The organism is Paenibacillus sp. O199 (assembly GCF_001636635.1).
In the GTDB taxonomy this organism is placed as follows: domain Bacteria; phylum Bacillota; class Bacilli; order Paenibacillales; family Paenibacillaceae; genus Paenibacillus; species Paenibacillus marchantiae.
On the sequence record NZ_LGRP01000023.1, the window covers coordinates 63,239 to 81,836 of the forward strand.

16 protein-coding genes are annotated in these 18,598 nt (G+C 46.1%); 9 read left to right on the forward strand and 7 right to left on the reverse strand.

What is annotated here, in order from left to right:
• Positions 1-10: 10 nt before the first annotated feature.
• Entirely contained in the window at positions 11-610 is a 600-nt protein-coding gene (locus A6049_RS24530; RefSeq protein WP_063567162.1) for a hypothetical protein, read from the reverse strand.
• A 159-nt stretch (positions 611-769) separates the two neighbouring features.
• Here A6049_RS24530 and A6049_RS32720 point away from each other — a divergent pair, with 159 nt between their 5' ends.
• From A6049_RS32720 to A6049_RS24545, 3 genes are all read left to right on the forward strand, one after another.
• Complete coding sequence (locus A6049_RS32720; protein ID WP_090811848.1) at positions 770-1,918, forward strand: effector binding domain-containing protein; 1,149 nt, start codon at positions 770-772, stop codon at positions 1,916-1,918.
• Positions 1,919-2,025: 107 nt separating this feature from the next.
• Positions 2,026-2,475, forward strand: coding sequence for an SMI1/KNR4 family protein (locus A6049_RS24540; protein WP_063567163.1), 450 nt, complete (start codon positions 2,026-2,028; stop codon positions 2,473-2,475).
• Positions 2,472-2,918, forward strand: a complete 447-nt coding sequence (locus tag A6049_RS24545) for a hypothetical protein (RefSeq protein ID WP_063567164.1) — start codon at positions 2,472-2,474, stop codon at positions 2,916-2,918. Before A6049_RS24540 ends, A6049_RS24545 begins: the two co-directional genes overlap by 4 nt.
• 252 nt (positions 2,919-3,170) lie before the next feature.
• Here the strand turns inward: A6049_RS24545 and A6049_RS24550 are convergent, their stop codons facing one another.
• The 5 genes from A6049_RS24550 to A6049_RS24570 all read right to left on the reverse strand — a co-directional run bounded on the left by A6049_RS24550 (position 3,171) and on the right by A6049_RS24570 (position 10,179).
• Complete coding sequence (locus A6049_RS24550) at positions 3,171-4,382, reverse strand: alginate O-acetyltransferase AlgX-related protein (RefSeq protein ID WP_063567165.1); 1,212 nt, start codon at positions 4,380-4,382, stop codon at positions 3,171-3,173.
• Between the two features lie 14 nt (positions 4,383-4,396).
• Entirely contained in the window at positions 4,397-5,818 is a 1,422-nt protein-coding gene (locus A6049_RS24555) for an MBOAT family O-acyltransferase (protein WP_063567166.1), read from the reverse strand.
• Positions 5,819-5,937: 119 nt separating this feature from the next.
• Positions 5,938-7,089, reverse strand: coding sequence for a hypothetical protein (locus tag A6049_RS24560; protein ID WP_063567167.1), 1,152 nt, complete (start codon positions 7,087-7,089; stop codon positions 5,938-5,940).
• 17 nt (positions 7,090-7,106) lie between these two features.
• Positions 7,107-9,386 (reverse strand): glycosyltransferase, encoded by a 2,280-nt coding sequence (locus tag A6049_RS24565; protein WP_095206210.1) that lies wholly within the window; start codon positions 9,384-9,386, stop codon positions 7,107-7,109.
• A gap of 388 nt (positions 9,387-9,774) precedes the next feature.
• Entirely contained in the window at positions 9,775-10,179 is a 405-nt protein-coding gene (locus A6049_RS24570) for a CBS domain-containing protein (RefSeq protein ID WP_063567168.1), read from the reverse strand.
• Positions 10,180-10,326: 147 nt separating this feature from the next.
• Here A6049_RS24570 and pbp4 point away from each other — a divergent pair, with 147 nt between their 5' ends.
• Entirely contained in the window at positions 10,327-12,417 is a 2,091-nt protein-coding gene (gene pbp4, locus A6049_RS24575; protein ID WP_063567169.1) for a penicillin-binding protein PBP4(5), read from the forward strand.
• 98 nt (positions 12,418-12,515) lie between these two features.
• Here the strand turns inward: pbp4 and A6049_RS24580 are convergent, their stop codons facing one another.
• The gene (locus tag A6049_RS24580) at positions 12,516-13,271 is read right to left on the reverse strand and encodes a class I SAM-dependent methyltransferase (RefSeq protein WP_063567170.1); all 756 of its coding nucleotides are present in this window, start codon (positions 13,269-13,271) and stop codon (positions 12,516-12,518) included.
• Positions 13,272-13,544: 273 nt separating this feature from the next.
• Here A6049_RS24580 and A6049_RS24585 point away from each other — a divergent pair, with 273 nt between their 5' ends.
• From A6049_RS24585 to A6049_RS24605, 5 genes are all read left to right on the forward strand, one after another.
• Complete coding sequence (locus tag A6049_RS24585; protein ID WP_063567181.1) at positions 13,545-13,964, forward strand: VOC family protein; 420 nt, start codon at positions 13,545-13,547, stop codon at positions 13,962-13,964.
• Between the two features lie 159 nt (positions 13,965-14,123).
• The gene (locus A6049_RS24590; RefSeq protein ID WP_063567171.1) at positions 14,124-15,368 is read left to right on the forward strand and encodes an FxLYD domain-containing protein; all 1,245 of its coding nucleotides are present in this window, start codon (positions 14,124-14,126) and stop codon (positions 15,366-15,368) included.
• 14 nt (positions 15,369-15,382) lie between these two features.
• A complete protein-coding gene (locus tag A6049_RS24595; RefSeq protein WP_063567172.1) occupies positions 15,383-16,534 on the forward strand; it encodes a S1C family serine protease in 1,152 nt (383 codons plus the stop codon).
• 121 nt (positions 16,535-16,655) lie between these two features.
• The gene (locus A6049_RS24600) at positions 16,656-17,255 is read left to right on the forward strand and encodes a TetR/AcrR family transcriptional regulator (RefSeq protein WP_063567182.1); all 600 of its coding nucleotides are present in this window, start codon (positions 16,656-16,658) and stop codon (positions 17,253-17,255) included.
• 33 nt (positions 17,256-17,288) lie between these two features.
• Positions 17,289-18,509 (forward strand): MFS transporter, encoded by a 1,221-nt coding sequence (locus A6049_RS24605; RefSeq protein ID WP_063567173.1) that lies wholly within the window; start codon positions 17,289-17,291, stop codon positions 18,507-18,509.
• Positions 18,510-18,598: the final 89 nt, after the last annotated feature.

Here is an 18,598-nt window from a genome sequence, read left to right on the forward strand (position 1 = left end):
GGACTTATGGTTAGATACTAAGATCGAAATGGGGCTCACACATATAGTCGATCGGGTAGAGATCGTCTCTCGCCGAGATTAATGCACGGAGCTGAAGGTAGCGATGATGGGGCTGTTCCACAACACCACCGATAGAATAGGGGACAAGATCGGCTACAACGAAAACATCATCTGCATGGTTACATTTGAAGATTACGTTGTTCGGGTTACACACTTCCTCCATATAACTGTAGGTCATGACATGGAAGGAACGTGCTTTCCAATTCGTCTTAATCACTTTATAGGACTGTGTCCGTACAAGATCAAGGTAACGATTCAGTGCAAAGGTATGCTCGAACTGAGTGATGTACCCCTTTTTATCCACATCAATCGTAAATTCCACATCATAACTTACGTGAAACTCTTCCTGGTACGTTCCCTTCATCATCTTCATCGCATCAAAGTATGATCCGAATTCGGGATCTTCCATATAGGGAATGGCAATGAGTTCAGCGTTAACGTGATGAGTAATCTCGCTGTTGCTTGAAACACCCATATTAAACTTGGTAGGTTGAAGATCAATTGACCCAATCATGTTCCCTGGGAAACCGGGACTGCAACTTATTCGCATAGTCATCTCCTTCGTTGTTAGTTAATCATTAGACGAAAGAATGAAGGTAAAGTTGCACCAGAATAAGGAAACTAAGGCTGGTTATGCATGAACCCATTTCCAATCGTCTTGCTCTTTTGATACAGTATTTATAGTAAAACCCGGGAGGATATATTGTATATGGAACAATCGCTTCAGGAACTGCTGCGCAATGCGCGTGCAGAGGAGAATACCTTTTTGTACATGTTGCACGAGGAAGCGCGCATCGACCAGTTGTTATTCTGGAAGTATGTGAACAGTATTGTGGAATTGACCCGTCTTACCGCGGACCAGCCGTTGGATCGGGAAATGGCGAGCGCCGTTAGCTTCACGTATTCCAAAATCATGGAGCATCTGCAATGGCATCATTCGGATCGGGATGTGTACGAAATCCAACAGTTTCCCTATGAATATGCAAATCTCATGGTGGATTGTCTGGGCAGAGTGGTTGATGGTTTCTTTAAGGGCATCGTGCTGGAAGAAGAGAGATTTGACGAGGAGTTTCCTAATCCGATCTCCACAGGGGAAATGGCAGAAGAACAACCAGCCGTTTTGCAGCTGGGATATTATAAACAAAATACGAATGTGCACGCGATCGGTTTCCGAGAGGAAGATGGGACGTACCGAATTGTTTTGAATGAAGAAGAGGATCGGGAGCTTTTTGATTCCAAGCTGAGCCGCCGAGAGGTGGAAGGAACGTATCTCTTCATGGCTCCGGATGCCAGCAGCGCTCACCAATTATTTCATGAATGGGTGATGGGTAACCACACTCCATATCGTTCTGCACTTGATCTGAAAGGAGCCCATTCCATGAATGTGAAAGATAACTTGATTGAACAGCAGTCCCTAACTTTCGTAGGCATTAAAAGAACGTTCTCTTGTGTGGATGGCGAGAATTTGAGAGAGATTCCAAAGATGTGGCAGGAAGCTTTGGCGGACGGAATAGAAGATCGTTTAAACGAGTTTAATAACGGGGCCGTCTCCGGTTTGGTCGGCATTTGTATAGATCAGAGGGAATTACACAGCGATCAAATGGAATATTGGATCGCAACCTCACACTCCGGGGAAGTGCCTGAGGGTTTGTTTTCAATAGAGATTCCCGCGTCCCACTGGATGGTGTTCGAAGCCGATGAATTGGCGCCAGAAGCGATACAGCGGTTGTGGAAGTATATTATGAGCGAATGGTATGGAGCGACCCCTTACAAGCACGCGGGAATTCCGGAACTTGAGGTATACCGAGGTCAGGGTCTTCCTCCTCAAGTATGGATACCTGTTAAACCTTTGTCGTGATTTAACGAATAACAGGCCTGGTAATATCGTTATATAGATAAATATACTAGTACCAGAGGGTTTACTCATCATGGCTGCAGCATGTTCGATTCATTAGGAGGCTTAATATGTTATCCAATAAAGTGATTGATTATTGTCAAAATCAGGGCTGGTGGCATGAAGATGTGCCAGCAGAGTATGAAGAAGCTTTACGTAAACTGGGTATTGATCTTGAATCTGAGTTTGCACATTTTTATTTGCATGCTGATGATGGTCCGACCTTTTACAGCAGACATCAGGAAATCTATCAGATCTGCTGGGTTATGGAAAACACCGTTTATGTGGAGGACATGACGGTGGCTCAACTCACATTGGGATTGCCAGAAGCCTACATCCCACTGGACAGCTTTGAGGGAGAGGGTGGGTTCTTTTATAACCGTCAAACGGGAGATGTGGCTCTGGTGGAGCTTGGTGAGTCGATCGAACGTTTCCTGAGCGGTGAAAGTACACCGCAGTGGGCGAGCTTCAATAGCTTTCTGGAATGGTATTTCGAACTGGAGGAGGAGGTTACGGAGTGAAGGAGCTGACACCGGAACATCCCGAACTGGAGAGACAAATTATTGAAACGGTAGAAGCAGGCAATGTTCTGGATGAAACCCAGCAGCATGAGCAAGCCCTGATCTATTATGACCATGCTTGGGGGATGTTGCCCGAGCCGAAGACCGACTGGGAAATAGCAAGCTGGATCGCTTCCTGTCACGTGAATGCACATATGGACTTGGAGCAGTACGCACTGGCGAAGCCGTGGGCTGAATTAGCACTGCAAACCCGAGGTTCGGATATTAATACCGGGCCGTGGATTGAGCTGGGTGTAGTCTGCATGAGGCTAGAGCAGCATGATGAGGCTTTTGCAAATTTGGATCTGGCGTATGCATATGGCAAGGAAAGAGCGTTTCAAGGCAGCCCTCGTGACGTTTTGCAATATTATAAGGAACAAAAGGCGCAGCGTGAACGAAACTGATTCTATCTCTTTTGGATTACAAAAAGAAAAGGGTACCCTGTCTGCCAGATCATTGGCTGTGGGGTACCCTTTCTTGTGTTTGACTACAAGATCATACCGGAACGGAGGGGGCAGAAAGAATCTGGAGAAGCGAAGCGTTCACCTTTATCACCGGATTTCTCCCTAATAAAAAGGGATAAAAGAAATCTGGGGATAACAGTGATCGGAAGATTGTTCTGCCACTGTAGTGGTAAAGTATGATCCTTCACCGAGTTAATCTTTCGATCCGTAAGGGAAAAGTTCATCCACGAGATCCTGCGGTGATATCGACACAAAGACGTGATCCAGGTCGGTTTTGCTAGCGAAATCCATGATGTCTCCCGTATAATACCGTGGATCAATCAGATAAATCTCAGACACGACAGTCGACAGGAAGGAGATCATCGGCACTGCGAGAGAGTCCTTGATGAACAGTACCTTGAGTCCGTTCGGTTTGTCTTTGTTCACCACATGAACAATTCCCTGATTTCCGTACAGGTACGTAAAGTACTTGTCAGCGGTTAGATCATAGGTAGCTCCTTGCACATTCAGCGGATAGGTCGTAAGCAGAGCATCCTCAAAGCGGCCGTTCAATGTGGCTTCCGTCTCGCCGGTTTTGAAGTAAAAGGAATAGTCCGTTTTGAACTTCGGATAAATCAGGTCAAAGTCATCGTCACCAGCAAAGTATTTCCCGGCTTTTCGACCCTGTGATCCAATGAAAATGTCCTGATACGGAACCACATTATAGTTATTTAAGTCCGTGAAATAATGATCCGGGTCCAGCGGCTTGTCGTACATGCCGTCTAGATGATTCACGAGCTGGCCGAAGCCCCAGAACGCGGTTTTAATTTTCCAGTGGTGATCCGTGGTGAAAAAGAGATCCTTTGCCGGAATGCCACTTTCCAACAGCCCTTCGCGCAGATCCACCGTATCAATGCCATCCTGCTTGAGATTGGCCAGAAAGCCATCGGCGGTTTCGTTGTTATAATTGTAAGGAATGCCTTCCGGGAACTGCGTATACCCACGTACGTATTTGTCTGGTGTCATCACATAGGTCAGCTTTGTTTTGGGGTCCAAATGTGCTCCCAGCGCAGCAACCCGATCCGATAGATCTTTCGTATCCGTCGGCCCTGTAGCGAAGTAGGTATAGTGCAGCTTGCCCTCCATATCTTTTACGACCTCGAAGTTGTTCTCCTCGTTCTTCCACATGAGTGACTGCATATATCCATACGCTTCCACGAAGCCGAATTTATCGAAGACATGTTCATTAATGTCGTCATCCAGTTCGTGAATCAGTTCTTTGGCTTCAGAATAATGGAAGTCCGCTGAAGCCAGTGTCTTTTGGATCGGCCCGAAGGATTGAATAATATTTAGGACAGAGAATGTCACGAGCACGAGAATGAAGAGGAAAGCCGTGATTCTCTTTTTGGCAAAAAAGTTGTGCATGCTTGTGCCTTCTCTCAGAAATTGAAATAAATAAACGGATTGTATGTACCTTTGACCAGATACGATACACAGACCAGGAATAAAACGATGATCGTGATCGGGTACACCAGTTCCAATGGTTTGCTGAAACGTGCGCCGTCAACCATCAGTTTGTTCATTCGCGTGGCAATCGGCATGCAGAACAGAATACCCAGGATGAAGAAGAGCGCGTATTCCTTCAGGAACATCCAGGTTGTTTCGCTCCAGAACCCATTACCGTACAGTCCAAACATGTTGCCCAGATAGTTGCCAGCTTGTATTAGATCCGGTGAACGGAAGATCACCCACCCGATGACCACAATAAACATGGCATAGAGATGCCGCAGCGGGTTGAAGCGTGTACCTTTATCAAAGTTAGAGATTTTCTCCAGCGCAATGAATGCGAAGTTAATCAATCCCCAGACTACAAATGTCCACTCCGCACCATGCCACACGCCAGTCAGTCCCCAGACAATGAGTAGATTGCGAATCATTTTATCCTTGTTGGTGACACGTGATCCCCCGAGTGGGAAATAAACATATTCCTTGAACCAGGTGCCAAGCGAGATATGCCAGCGGCGCCAAAATTCAGTGATGGAGCGGGAGATATACGGATATCTGAAGTTCTCTTCGAACTTGAAACCGAACATGAGGGCGAGACCAATCGCCATATCGGAGTATCCTGAGAAATCAAAATAAATCTGCAACGTATAGGCGATGGCTCCAAGCCATGCCAGACTTGCTGGAATATCTGAGGTCCCACCCATGCTAAAGATGTGATCAGCGACAATCGCCATGCTGTTGGATAACAGCACCTTTTTACCCAGACCGACAATGAAGCGGCAGCAGCCCAGTGCGAACTTGTCCCAACTTTCCTTACGGTTGACCATCTGATCGGCAATTGTGTTATAGCGCAGAATCGGACCGGCAACGAGCTGAGGGAAGAAGGAAATATAAAGCGCGACATAAAAGAGATTTTTTTGCACAGCACCATGTCCGCGATACACATCGATGACGTAGGAAATTCCGTGGAAGGTGAAGAACGAGATTCCTAGCGGTAACGCAATATTCGGGATATTTAGGCCAAAGCTTGTATTCTCATTCACAATACGCAGTGCAAAAGCCATGTATTTAAAGACGAACAGCATACCCAGATTGACGATAAGCATCAACGTAATGATGGTGTAAGCGACATTCCGTTTTTCTCTGAACTTGTCCACAAGCAGGGCGAAGATATAGTTGAAACAGATGGAGGCCAGCATGATGAGGACAAACCACGGTTCACCCCATGCATAGAAGAACAGGCTGGCAACCAGCAGCAGCATGTTTTTGGCCGTAATCGAGAATCTCAGTATGTAATACAGCCCCAGCACAAGCGGCAGAAAATAAAATAGAAAGATTACACTGGAAAAGAGCACTGCCTTTCCTCCTTGAGGATCATATAAGGGAGCACGTTGTATCTATTGTGATGCAACATGCTCAAGTAAAACAGACAGACACCCGCATCTCAGGATGCGAGTTGGTCTGCAAGGGTCGTTTACATGCGAAAAGGTCGCCGTGCTTGTCGATCATCCCGGGAACGTCGTTTTCTGGCGCCCTGGGTATTCCGTTGTCTTCTCCACATCCAGTAGAGGACGAGTCCATGGATTCCGGCAGCTGTTAACAAGAGTCGAATAAACCATCCCACCGATGTTTTCATCAGTGGGTCCGCAGGGCTGAGTACCTTGGTAACTTCAGATGGGTCAGGAATAGAACGTGGCGTTCCGTCTTTCTCCTGAACATTCATGGCCGAAGAGCGATCCAGCATGACGGTCGTTGTCAGATTCCATTTGTCATTCACAAGTGCACGTATGGTGGCTTGCTCAGCATCGACATCGGTATGAAGCGTTAGCAGTCCATCCGGTGTAATGGATACTCCCTGCACGGGGGTGTCGAGCTGGAATTTTACATTGGGCTTTTCTTCTGAGGAGGATTCAACACCGTATTGGGCAATGGATTCCCCGGCTACAGGCTTCACCACACGTTCGTCACCGGTCATTTGCAAGGTGGTGAGCCCATTCTCCACCACAGCTTGCTTCTTGGACAACGGCTTGATGTTGCCGATGCGGAAGCTCAGCTTGGCGTTTTCGGGAGTTGTGGTTGTAATACCCCAGCCAATGACTTTACCCAAGTTCACCTGAGCTGCCGTGCTGGCCTTGTCCTGGACCATTAGGCTGGAAAAGGGGATGCGAATCTGTCCGACAAATCCCGGTTCTAATGCAATCAGGCCGGATACCGGGCGAACCAGTTCAGCCTGTCCGGTTGATTTCTCGACTACGATGACGTTTCGATCATCAGACACAGTAAGGGAAGTTTTATCCGCTCGGGTCAGTACGATATTAAGAGGCAGCTTTCGGTCCGATTCATTGCGGATGGAGAAGGTCAAAGCCCCATAGCTTGACCAGTCTCGATTCAGCAGCTCATAGACGTAGGCCGAATAGTATCCTTTTTTGAGCCCCAGCGTGGAGGTCTTAATCTGGATACTGCCTTTGTTATCAACGCTGGCGTCTACCTTAGCTCCGTTGTTCCATTCATGGAGTGTATTCCCACTCACCTTAAGCTGCTCTGCCTGAGCAGCCTGAATGGGATATACGTTCCACAACACAACAAGACTGGCGACAAGTGTCAGTTGTTTCCACTTCTTGATCATGCTTTCTTGCCTCCCCTCTATAGATAAGCCATCTCGTTCAGTTCGTCTGGAGAGATGTTGTTCTTGCCCTGAGATGCAGGGCCTGTTTTATCCAACTGGATATGTTCCTTATTCCACTGTTTCAGCAGAGCTTCCAAGGTTGGCATCTGATGGTTGCGAGCAATATCTCGAATATTGGTCACGCGGTACAAATTGCCTCGTTTGTTACGCAGGGACTGCATCCACACGCATTCCAGTGAGATGTCTTCGCTAAGCGGAAGTTGGATCTCATTGACCAAATCATGAGGCTCCATCTCCACCAAGACGAATTCATAGTTGAAATCCATCAATGTCACGGTTCCATGATCTGCCGTTAGCAATTCGCGATTTAGCGCAATTCGTGCCAGCTTTCGGTTGGACATGAATTCACTCTGACCCCGACGTACAAAATTCAGGCGAATGTCTTCAAATGTACTAATATCCTTGTCCAGCTTCTGAGGCAGCGTAGGTTCGCGATCATAGATGATGTGCAGCAGCTGGCGCTGCTCTTGTTCCGTGATATCCTTAACGGTAAAAGCATATTTCCAACGGTTTCCGATTGAAGCGACATGTGCCACCTTGCCTGTAAACTCGCTTGAATACCGGTCATTTACCAGTTTAATGCCAATCTCCATATCACTTGGAATGTACTTTGGTGTATCCAGCATGACGGAAATGCCGCCTTCCGAGAGATCGTGAGTGATGCAGGAGATGCTCTCCCCTTCCGTTGTGAGCGTGCAATCCACAGCAGCCATTGAGCGCTCGTGATTGCGGAACACTTTGCGTCCAGCCAGAAAGAAGATCGACATCATGATGTTGTAGAAATTAATCAATAACCAATACAGTACAACGAGGAAACCAATTGTTCCCTGGCTAAATGTCCAGTGGATACAATTCACGATTCCGATAATGGATAGTACCGCCAGAATCAGATGAGGAATCATCTGTTTAATCTGATAGTTCCGATCATCATTTTGCGCACCGTCTTTGCGGGTAACGACGAATTTGTTCATCGTGATGCCCAGAGTTTCCAGAATGACGGCGGGCAGAAGGGAAGGGAACAGAATGGTCTCATATACATTGGTCCATTTGGTGGTTCGAATATTGCCGGATAACATTCGCAGGCAGGTGTTGGTCAACAGATACATCGGCAACCAGAACACGAGAATCTCCAGAATGGTACATTTCACAACCAGAACGCCGAACACGGCAAACAGTATGGGTGACATGATGTACAGCAGTCGTTTTAACCCGGAGTACCAGTAGGTAATGGAAGAAATGTAGTTCAGTTTTTGCGCAAAACTAAGTCCTTTTTTGAAGAGAAGGTTCATTTTTTTACCTGTCTGGATACAACCGCGCGCCCAGCGCTGACGCTGTTTGATCAGACTTTTCAGATCACCGGGAGCAAGTCCGGAGGCCAGTACTTTATTGGTAGCGAAGCAGCGATACCCTTTGCTCTGCATTTCAATACCAGTGGCAAAATCCTCTGTAATGGAACCGGTATAGAAACCGCCGACGTCTTCCAGTGCCTGTCTGGAGAGTACGGTGTTTGTTCCGCCATAGATGACGGAATTGGATTTGTTGCGTCCCACTTGTACGTCCCGATAGAAATAGTCCTGTTCATTCGGTATCCGGTTCTCGGAGTACAGATTGTACTGGAACTGATCGGGATTATAGAAACTCTGTGGTGTTTGCACAAAACCAATTTTTTCTCCGGTCAGAAAATAGGGAACGCACGACGTCAGAAAATCATGTTTTGGAATCATGTCTGCATCAAAGGTGACGATTAGTGGGGAAGACGTATGCTTCATGGCATTGTTCAGGTTACCCGCCTTGGCATGTACATGCTCTGTTCGCGTAAGGTAGTTAATGCCCAGATGAGCAGCCAGTTCCCGCATCTCGGGGCGGTTGGAGTCATCACACAGATGGATATGTACTTTGGAGCGATCAGGATAATCCATGTTCAGACAGCCATTAATCGTCTTGAACAGAAGCGATGTGGGTTCATTATAAGTTGCGATAAATACATCCACATCCGGATATAAGGCTTCGTCAACAACGGGAAGTTCGGGATATTCGAGCCGGGTCATATTGTAAAAATGGACGGCCAGTTCGAACATACCTATAAGTTCGACAATGAGGAGGGCAAGACCTGCGGTTACGGCGAGAGGGCCATGTCCAAAAGGAATGGTGAAAAATGTACGCCAAATGACGTAAATACAAGACATAATCACAGTAGCTGTGACAAGTATCTTGTTGCGTGTACTTAAGTAGTTCAAGTGAATACCTCTTCCTGATTTTTCTGAGTAGTGCCGCCTATCGGAATAAAAAGAATGTGATCATTGTACTAAACGATTCTGAACAAATTCTGAAAAAAGAGATAGGACCTCGTTAAATATAGAGCCATTGGTTCAATTTTTGATGGTTAATTTTGTCGTATCACAATAATTATTGTAGTTATTTGTCGAAATTTGCGCAATATGTTTATTTATTTTTTTCGCAAAGATGAAAGTGGGGCTTGGATGTTATCTGAAAACACAAAAATGACGAGCTCAATGTGCAATGTCATTAAGTTAAGTAACTTAGTGATATTGCCCCAAGGACTCGTCATTTCTGCTTCAGTCTTCTGCCAATGTGATCAGCAAAAGGCATATATTCATTTCAAATTTAGTCGGAGATGTTGCGCGTATAATACTCAATAATATCCTTGCGACGGATAATACCGAGGAACACACGATCCACATCCACCACAGGCACAAAGTTTTGATCTGCTGCCAGCGTCAGCATATCCTCCATTTCTGCCTTAATAAAGACACATTCATTATATACACGGTTGTCGATCTCATGCACTTGGACCTGATCCATCGTCTCAAATGTCAGTCCGGGAGTGCTCCGCATTTTCCATAACAAATCGCCTTCGGACAGGGTGGCAACATATTTTCCATCCTGGTCAATCACGGGAATGGCGGTATAATGCTGCAATTCAAGCTGCTCGATCGCATCTTTCATCGAAGCGGAAGACTTGATATAGGCCACGTCGGCTTTGGGGAGTAAAAAATAGCTGATTTCCATCATCGGGCTCCTTTACTGTAATCTCACTCTCCTTATTTAAACATATTATGTGAGCTTTCGGCTATTTTTAATGATAAATTCGTCAGATTTGTTCCATTGTTTAATTGAGGCTGGAAATCTATAGTGTATATTAGAGGTGATGTGATCATGAAATCGAAACGTAAAATTATTTATGGACTGCTTCCCATCTTATTTGCCGGTGGAATCGGAATGTACTTATACATGCAGAATAGCAAAACAGAGGAAGTAAAGCCTGAGGTAACCGTTAATCAGTACATAGAGCATCTGCAAAAGAAAGAATTTGATCAACTGTATACCCTGATGACGCCTGCTTCATTGACAGAGTCCGGCATGAACCGTGAACAATTTGTGGAAAAATACAATGCAATCTATTCGGGTATGGAGGTTACTGCGATTAAGGCAGAATTGAAACCGAAAGTAAACGAAGAGACAACGGACGGCACTGGTAATGAAAATAAAAACCAAAACCAAAATCCGGATGCCTACGAAGTGGACTACATTCTGCAGTTAACAACCTTCCTCGGGGAAGTGGACGAGACGCATACACTGAAACTGGTGCGTGAAGAGCTTGAGGAGGGTGGCAAAGTCTGGCGGATCAACTGGAAGCCATCCATGATTCTGACTGACATGGTCAAGGGAAGCAAAGTTCGGGTGAAAACCCTTTTCCCGGAACGAGGAGACATTGTTGATCGTGAAGGGCTGCCCCTCGCAACAAAGGGAAATATATATGAATGGGGCATCATACCTGAGAAGCTGGGAGAAAATCCGGAGCCGATGATCGCCCGGATCGCGGAGCATTACAAAGTAACAGAAGCTATGATTAACACCGCACTTGCACAGAAATGGGTGAAGCCGGAATATTTTGTCCCGATTGCTTCAACAGAGGACTCCCGGGTGCCTACAGCACTGGCTGGTGTGCAAGTTCAATCCAAGGAAATACGATATTATCCTCTTGGTGAGGCTGCTGCTCATTTAATCGGTTATGTACGCAAGGCCACCAAGGAAGATTTGGAGAAAGATACGGAAGGATACTATCGTGCGGAAGATTGGATTGGCAAAGCCGGACTGGAGCAATCCCTGGAGAAACAGCTTCGCGGCGAACGAGGTGGCCTGATCGAGATCACTGATGAATCTGGAAACACTCGCTCTGAGCTTATTCGCAAGGATGCAGTGGATGGAGAGAATATTCAACTGACGATAAGCTCTGAGCAACAGCGCAAGTTGTATAAGACATTATCGAGTGGTGGTGACGCCGGAGCAATGGTGCTGATGAACCCAACGGATGGTAATCTGCTGGCACTGGCAAGTGCGCCTGCCTATAATCCGAACAAGATGGTTACGGGACTGACACAGGCAGAGTGGGATGCCTATTCAGCAGATGAAAAGCTTCCTTTTATCAATCGGTTTACGAACCGTTATGCACCAGGTTCAACCTTCAAAGCCATTACGGCAGCGGCAGGTTTGATGGAGAAGGTTACCACAGCGGACAAATCGCATGATATCTCTGGTCTGCAATGGCGCAAGGATGAGAGCTGGGGCGGTTACTATGTGAAACGTGTGAAAAGTGTATCCCCGGTGAACATGGTTGATGCGCTGGTCTACTCAGACAATATTTATTTTGCGAAGGAAGCTGTTGAGATGGGCAGCGCCAAGTTCATAGATGGCATTCAGAAGTTCGGTTTTGGAGACAACTTTGGACTGGATGAACTGTATTTGAAACCAAGTCAGTATGCAAACGAGGCACATCTCGATTTGTCATCCGAGGTGCTGCTCGCTGACACATCCTATGGACAGGGAGAAATGTTGATGTCGCCGATCCATCTGGCATCCTCCTTCACCCCTTTTATTAATGAAGGAAAAATGGTGAAGCCTGTACTGATAGAGGAAAAGGAAACCGCCGAACCGGAAGTTGTGATTACACCTGAAGTCGCAAATACGGTTAAGGATGCCTTGGGCGAGGTCGTGACCCGATCGGGAGGAACGGCTCATTCCTTGAACTCACTCCCTGAAGGACTGGCGGCTAAGACAGGGACTGCCGAGCTTAAGGCCAAGAAGGGGGAAAAAGGACAGGAGAACGGTTTTGTTGTGGTGTTTGATACCGAATCACCATCCTTCCTTATAGCCGCAGTCATTGAACAAGTGAACGGAAGAGGCGGCAGTCATTATGTTTTGGATAAATTAAAGCCTTTCCTGGAGAAAAAGGGAGTAACGCAGTAAATTGATTTACGATGTATCTTTAGTATTTGAAGAGCCCATCCACCATTCATGTTACTAAAATGGTGGATGGGCTTTATTTTGCCTTTATGTTATAAGATTTATTTCCGAGCTGTCAGCATAAAACGTGCCGAGTTCGTTCGAATCCCTTTATCGCAGCGATTTTGCTCAACAAACTGTTGGAAATGCTCTAAGTCGGATTCCTTCTCTCCAAAACCGGGAATGATCGGTGCATGGGTCAGCAGGAAAAGTAGATCATCAGGCGTGGCGTAATATTCTGTTGCATTATATTCGTGTGCCTCAATGTCACGAAAACCCGCTTCGCGAAGTTCAAGTTTGTATCGTTCCATTAATGTGCCAGGCTGAACGCCCAGCGATTGTCCACGGTCAAAAGCCTTGGAGAGATTATATTTATCATGTTCACTGACTTGTTGGGTAAGGAATACACCGCCATCAGCCAATACCCTGAATACTTCTGTAACGCAGAAGTCGCAGTGTCTGGAGGAAACCACATTAAAGAATTGATCTGGAAATGTCAGTTGCTCTGCATTCATATGCACAAAACGGACATTCGACCTGGAACCAGATGCCTTAAGATTACGCTGGGCAGTCTCAATCATTCCCCGGGAAAGGTCGATTCCAACCAATAACAGTGCGGCATTCGAGATGGAAAGAACAGCTTCTCCACCACCTGTACCAATATCAAGCAATAGATCAGACGGTTCGGTGCAGCGTATAACTTCCTCGTAGAAATTCCATTCGATGCCTTCTGAAGTCACTTTCAGGGAGCTGAAGTCCCAGCCATTCAATTGCCCAATACGTTCGTAAAAAGTAGTATAGTCCATCTTTTTCTTCATTATATGATTCCTCCAATGTGAGTTCTTGATTCTAGACAGATGTTGTACCAAATCGTTACAATTAGATGCCGAACAGGCTCAAAAGGGCAGACGTATCCCATGTTAGCTGGTACGCGTTTTGACCCAGCCCGACGACTAATTACTTCGAATGATTCGGAATAACATCCGTGTCACCTCACAGTTTGGAATATCGTTATTATAATGAATTGACAGCGTATACGCGAGATGTTAATTTGAAGTGAAATCCATTCTATTAGATTGAGGTGATCGATGGTGGCTGTTCGCGCTAAGCAGATTTTTGTTAATTTGCCCGTTAAGGATTTGAAGAGGTCCGTTGATTTTTTTACCAAAGTAGGGTTTGAGTTCAATGTGAATTTTACAGACGAGTCTGCGACTTGCATGATCATTGGAGACAACATCTATGCGATGCTGCTGGTGGAGGATCGTTTTCAATCTTTTATTTCCAAAAAAATATCCAACGCGGCGGACACGGCGGAAGTCATCGTAGCCTTGTCGGTGGAGAGTCGTGAACAAGTCGATCTGATTGTACAAGCTGCCCTGGATGCTGGCGGCAAGCCGTATAATGATCCTCAAGATCATGGGTTTATGTATGGGTGGAGTTTTCAGGACCCGGATGATCATCTATGGGAAGTTTCCTATATGGATCTAAGTAGCTTTCCTACGCAAGAATAGAATACATTTGTCAGTGCCTTCCTATTAACAGGGAGGCACTTTTTGCGTTCATATATCCCAATAACATATGGTGTAATTTACCTTTTTACTATATGATAAGTGTCGATTCATGTATAAATAGCATAGTATACATACGTTCTTTTTGATGGAGGGATCAGGGTGTATTGTCACGTATGTGGGACCAAAAGCAATCCAGGGGACAGCACATGTAGAAAGTGTAGAACGAAATTAAAAGATTCAAGCTCTACAGATGAACAGATTTGGGCAGAAACAGCAGTTGGTCTGGAAAGTGGAACGGGCAAAGCATTAGATCAGTTATCCAGACAGCATCAGTCTGCACCGAAGCAGAGCAACACGGCACAAGGCCGAGCATTTAGCTGGATTATTCCACTGCTTCTGGCAGCGGTGATGGGGGCCTTGTTGACTTATTATTACAAGCAGGAGATGGGCATCAATGCGGAGGTAAAAACACTGCATCAACAGGCGGAGCAGGCGGGCTTGGACGGAAAATATCAAGAGGCGCTTCAACTTCTGGACTCGGCTCTTGCGAAACGGCCAAATGTTGATGGACTTGTGCAGGATCGCCAAATTACAGCCAAAGCCTTCAATCTAATGAATCAGCTGAACGAAGCTGCGACAAGTTTGAAAACGGGAAAACTTGCTGCAGGTGACAAGACACTTCAGGCTGTAGCGAAAGTGTTGAAAGAGCGAGAAGAACCGATATTTGCCAAGGTACGTACGACTCTAAACAACAACAAGGTGACACTGGCTGTCCTGAAGGTAAAGAAAGAAATCGATAGTTTGACAACCGTACAGGCACTTGCTGAGAAATTGGACACGGTATCGAAATTGAAAGGCAAGGAAGCAGAGGCGGTTCAGAAACAAATCATCGACAAGCTGGCTGGCCTTAGCTATAAGCAAGCTGAACAGCAAGTGAAGAAAAAGGATTTTACGGCTGCATTGCAAACCGTTGATCTGGGACTGTCCTACGCGCCCGAGGATGACAAATTGACAGCATATCGCGAACGGGTGCTGAGTGAGAAGAAGGCTTTTGAAAAAGCAGAAGCCGAACGAATTCAACTTGCTGAGCAACAAGCGGCAGAAGAAGACCTGAAAAACCGCACAGCAGCGGTGAGTATTGTAGACGTAGAAGCGACGCTTGATATGTATGGCGATCTGTATATAAGCGGCTCAATCGTGAATAATGCCACTCGTCCTATCTCTTCCGTGACGGTTATGCTGGACATCTACAGCTCAGACGGGGCATATCTCGGTCAAACCTATGCGGATGTGTATCCAAGCTGGCTTGATGTAGGGGATCAGGGATTTTTTGAAACGTATTATTACGGTGTGTACGAGGAAGCTGAAGTTTCTGTAGTGAACGCAACGTGGTATCTGGAATAGGAGGACAGGTTGGAATGGCCAAACGAACATGGAGTACGATTATATCCAGTGCAATTATTATTGGAGCGGGAGCAGGAGGGGTGTTCTGGATTCATCAGTATTCAGCAGATCAACTGCAGGATGGACCAAGACTGGCTGTTGTCACTACGAAGGAAACGGCAACCACAGCGTCTAAACCGTCCTCCCAGACAGCCGTGAAGAAAACACGTAAACAGATTATTGAAGAGAGTCAGAAGAAAGTGGTTACGATTGAGAGCAGCAGCGGACTGGGTTCCGGTTTTCTCTACAATGATCAGGGGGATGTGGTAACTAATGCTCACGTGGTGGAGGGGTCGAAAGAAGTAACGATTCGAACCCTGAATCATGAGGAGTATAAGGGAACCGTTATCGGGATTGGAGAAGAGACGGATGTTGCTGTCGTCAGGGTGCCTGATCTGAAAAAAGTTAAACCGCTACCTATCGCCAAATCCAAAGCGGAGACGGGTGATGAGATTCTCGCTCTGGGTAGTCCGCTGGGTCTGGAGAACACCGTAACTACAGGCATTATCAGCGGAGTTGGCCGCAGCTTCGAAATTGCCCCGTATATCTATAGTAATCTGTATCAAATCTCGGCGCCTATTACACACGGCAACAGCGGTGGCCCACTGATCAGTGCAGAAACCGGTGAAGTATTGGGCATTAATTCAGCCGTTGTGGAGCAGGAAGGTGGAATTGGGTTCAGCATTCCTATCACTAGTGTATTGAAGCAGGTCCAGGCCTGGTCTGAGAAACCATCATCGTCTAAAACGGCGGTTCAGACGAGTGGCAGTCAGGGATCGGGAGCAGACTCAGCTTCTTTGGAAGCGGAGGGTCTGGTGACCGAATTTTATATGAACCTGAATCTGAATGACTATGTTACCGCCTATGCCTTGCTTGGCAGTGAGTGGCAGAGCGGTATAAGTTATGCCAAGTTCCGTGAAGGTTACATCAACACCAGTTATGTTACCATTGCCGAAGTTTCGTCCTCAGACAAGTCAAATGATGAAATAGAGGTCACTGCGGTTATTACAGCGGATGAACGAAAAGACAGTGAATTGGTCACCACGAAATATAAAGTTACGTATCAAGTCGGTTATGAAAATGGACAACTGAAAATACTTCATGGTCAAGGAAAAAAAGTGAAATAAAAGTTATGTAGGGAGAATGGGCACTAAGCCGATTCTCCTTTTTGATTGCTTAAGTGTGATGGTTCTGTTAAAATACAGAACGAACGTTCAGTATGCAAGAGGCGGAGTGAAATGGATGAGTATGAATAAAAAGCAAATTCAAACCGAGCAGACCAAGAAGAAACTTGCGGATGCCTCAAGAGCTCTTTTTGTGCAAAAAGGGTATAAAGCAACTTCCATTGAAGATATTGTGGCTGCGACAGGCAGTAGCAAAGGCAATATCTATTACCATTTTAAAAGTAAGGAAGGCCTCTTTCTGTATCTGATTGATGAGTGGGATCGGGAATGGGAAGAGAATTGGGCGGCCAAGGAGCATCTGTATCATACTTCTACGGAGAAGATCTACGGCTTGGCAGAACAATTAATCCTCGACGATATGAATCACCCGCTAACCAAGGCGGCAGATGAGTTTTTTACCGGGGAAAAGAAAGAAAATGATATTGAAGAACGAATATCTTTGATGTTTGAGCGGCATATTCAATTTAACAAACAATTGGTGGAACAGGGGATAGAGAGCGGAGAGTTCAAGGCAGACAACGCAGACAATCTTGCGCTCATTCTGGAAAGCACCATTATTGGACTTAGTCAGCTGTCGCGCGGAATGGAGCCAGAACAGGCTCTTGCCTTATACCGCCAGGCGGCTAGCGTATTCTTATATGGAATAGCAAAAGATAAAGCTTAAGGCAACATTTTGACACCTACGGAGGATGGAATCATGGCATTACTTACACGGAACAGGGGCGCATTGCTGCTGTTAATGTTTAATATTTTTCTCGTTTTTACAGGTATAGGTCTTGTTGTACCTATTATGCCTGCGTACATGGATCTACTGCATATCACCGGGTTCACGGTTGGTTTGCTGGTAGCAGCATTCTCCTTCACGCAGTTTCTGTTTTCTCCAGTTGCGGGCCGTTGGTCTGACATCTTGGGACGTAAAAAAATTATTGTTGGCGGCATGTTAATCTTTGCTGTATCGGAGTTTATGTTTGGTGCTGTGAATGCACCATCGCTGCTCTTCGCGGCCCGGATGCTTGGCGGAATCGGTGCAGCAATGATCTTCCCGGCAGTTATGGCGTATACCGCAGATATTACGACAGATGAAGAACGCGGTAGAGGCATGGGATTAATCAATGCGGCAATTACTACAGGATTTATTATTGGTCCGGGGATCGGCGGATATATCGCGGACTTTGGCATTCGGATTCCTTTCTATGCCGCAGGTATTGCAGGTTTGCTGGCATCCATCATTACATTGATTATTTTGCCGGAATCGACCAGAATTACCGGAGAGCAAACCAAACCTGTTGCGGGTGCAGCCAAGGTCAAAAGCCCGGGCATGGTTTCCCAGTTGCTGCATTCGTACCGGGAGCCTTACTTTTTCAGTTTGATTATCGTATTTGTCATGGCGTTTGGTCTGGCTAACTATGAGACGGTATTTTCACTGTTTGTGGATCACAAATTTGGCTTCACCACCAAGGATATTGCATTCATTATTACGTTTGGTTCCATTGCGGGAGCTGTGGTGCAGGTCTCCATGATTGGCTGGCTGTTAAACCGGTTTGGTGAGAAAAAAGTCATTTCGGTCTGCTTGCTTTTTGTAGCCGTATTTGTACTGTTGACCTTGTTTGTGAACACCTACTGGATGATTCTTGTCGTAACGTTTATCGTTTTCCTTGGTATGGATATATTGCGTCCGGCAATCAGTACGCAGATGTCCAAACTGGCGGAAGAACAGCAAGGCTTTGTGGCCGGATTGAACTCAGCCTACACAAGTTTGGGGAATATCGCAGGTCCAATTGTAGCGGGAGCACTGTTTGATGTGAATATCAACTATCCTTACGTTTCAGCAGCTGTTGTTCTGGCAATCTGTTTCCTGTTATCTCTGCGGGTATTAAGAGGAGTTAACTCCACAGGCAACGCCAAAGCAGAAATGTAATCCTGATTTGAATATGAATGAGTGAGTGAACCAACACAAAAAGCCAGTCGGCTACACATGAACTGCACCCCATTTGTTAGACACGACTA

Bases quoted from the DNA above. Each gene is read 5' to 3' on its own strand.
- A6049_RS24530 (WP_063567162.1), bottom strand. From the start codon at position 610: ATGCGAATAAGTTGCAGTCCCGGTTTCCCAGGGAACATGATTGGGTCA.
- A6049_RS32720 (WP_090811848.1), top strand. From the start codon at position 770: ATGGAACAATCGCTTCAGGAACTGCTGCGCAATGCGCGTGCAGAGGAG.
- A6049_RS24540 (WP_063567163.1), top strand. From the start codon at position 2,026: ATGTTATCCAATAAAGTGATTGATTATTGTCAAAATCAGGGCTGGTGG.
- A6049_RS24550 (WP_063567165.1), bottom strand. From the start codon at position 4,382: ATGCACAACTTTTTTGCCAAAAAGAGAATCACGGCTTTCCTCTTCATT.
- A6049_RS24560 (WP_063567167.1), bottom strand. From the start codon at position 7,089: ATGATCAAGAAGTGGAAACAACTGACACTTGTCGCCAGTCTTGTTGTG.
- A6049_RS24570 (WP_063567168.1), bottom strand. From the start codon at position 10,179: ATGGAAATCAGCTATTTTTTACTCCCCAAAGCCGACGTGGCCTATATC.
- pbp4 (WP_063567169.1), top strand. From the start codon at position 10,327: ATGAAATCGAAACGTAAAATTATTTATGGACTGCTTCCCATCTTATTT.
- A6049_RS24580 (WP_063567170.1), bottom strand. From the start codon at position 13,271: ATGAAGAAAAAGATGGACTATACTACTTTTTACGAACGTATTGGGCAA.
- A6049_RS24595 (WP_063567172.1), top strand. From the start codon at position 15,383: ATGGCCAAACGAACATGGAGTACGATTATATCCAGTGCAATTATTATT.
- A6049_RS24600 (WP_063567182.1), top strand. From the start codon at position 16,656: ATGAATAAAAAGCAAATTCAAACCGAGCAGACCAAGAAGAAACTTGCG.
- A6049_RS24605 (WP_063567173.1), top strand. From the start codon at position 17,289: ATGGCATTACTTACACGGAACAGGGGCGCATTGCTGCTGTTAATGTTT.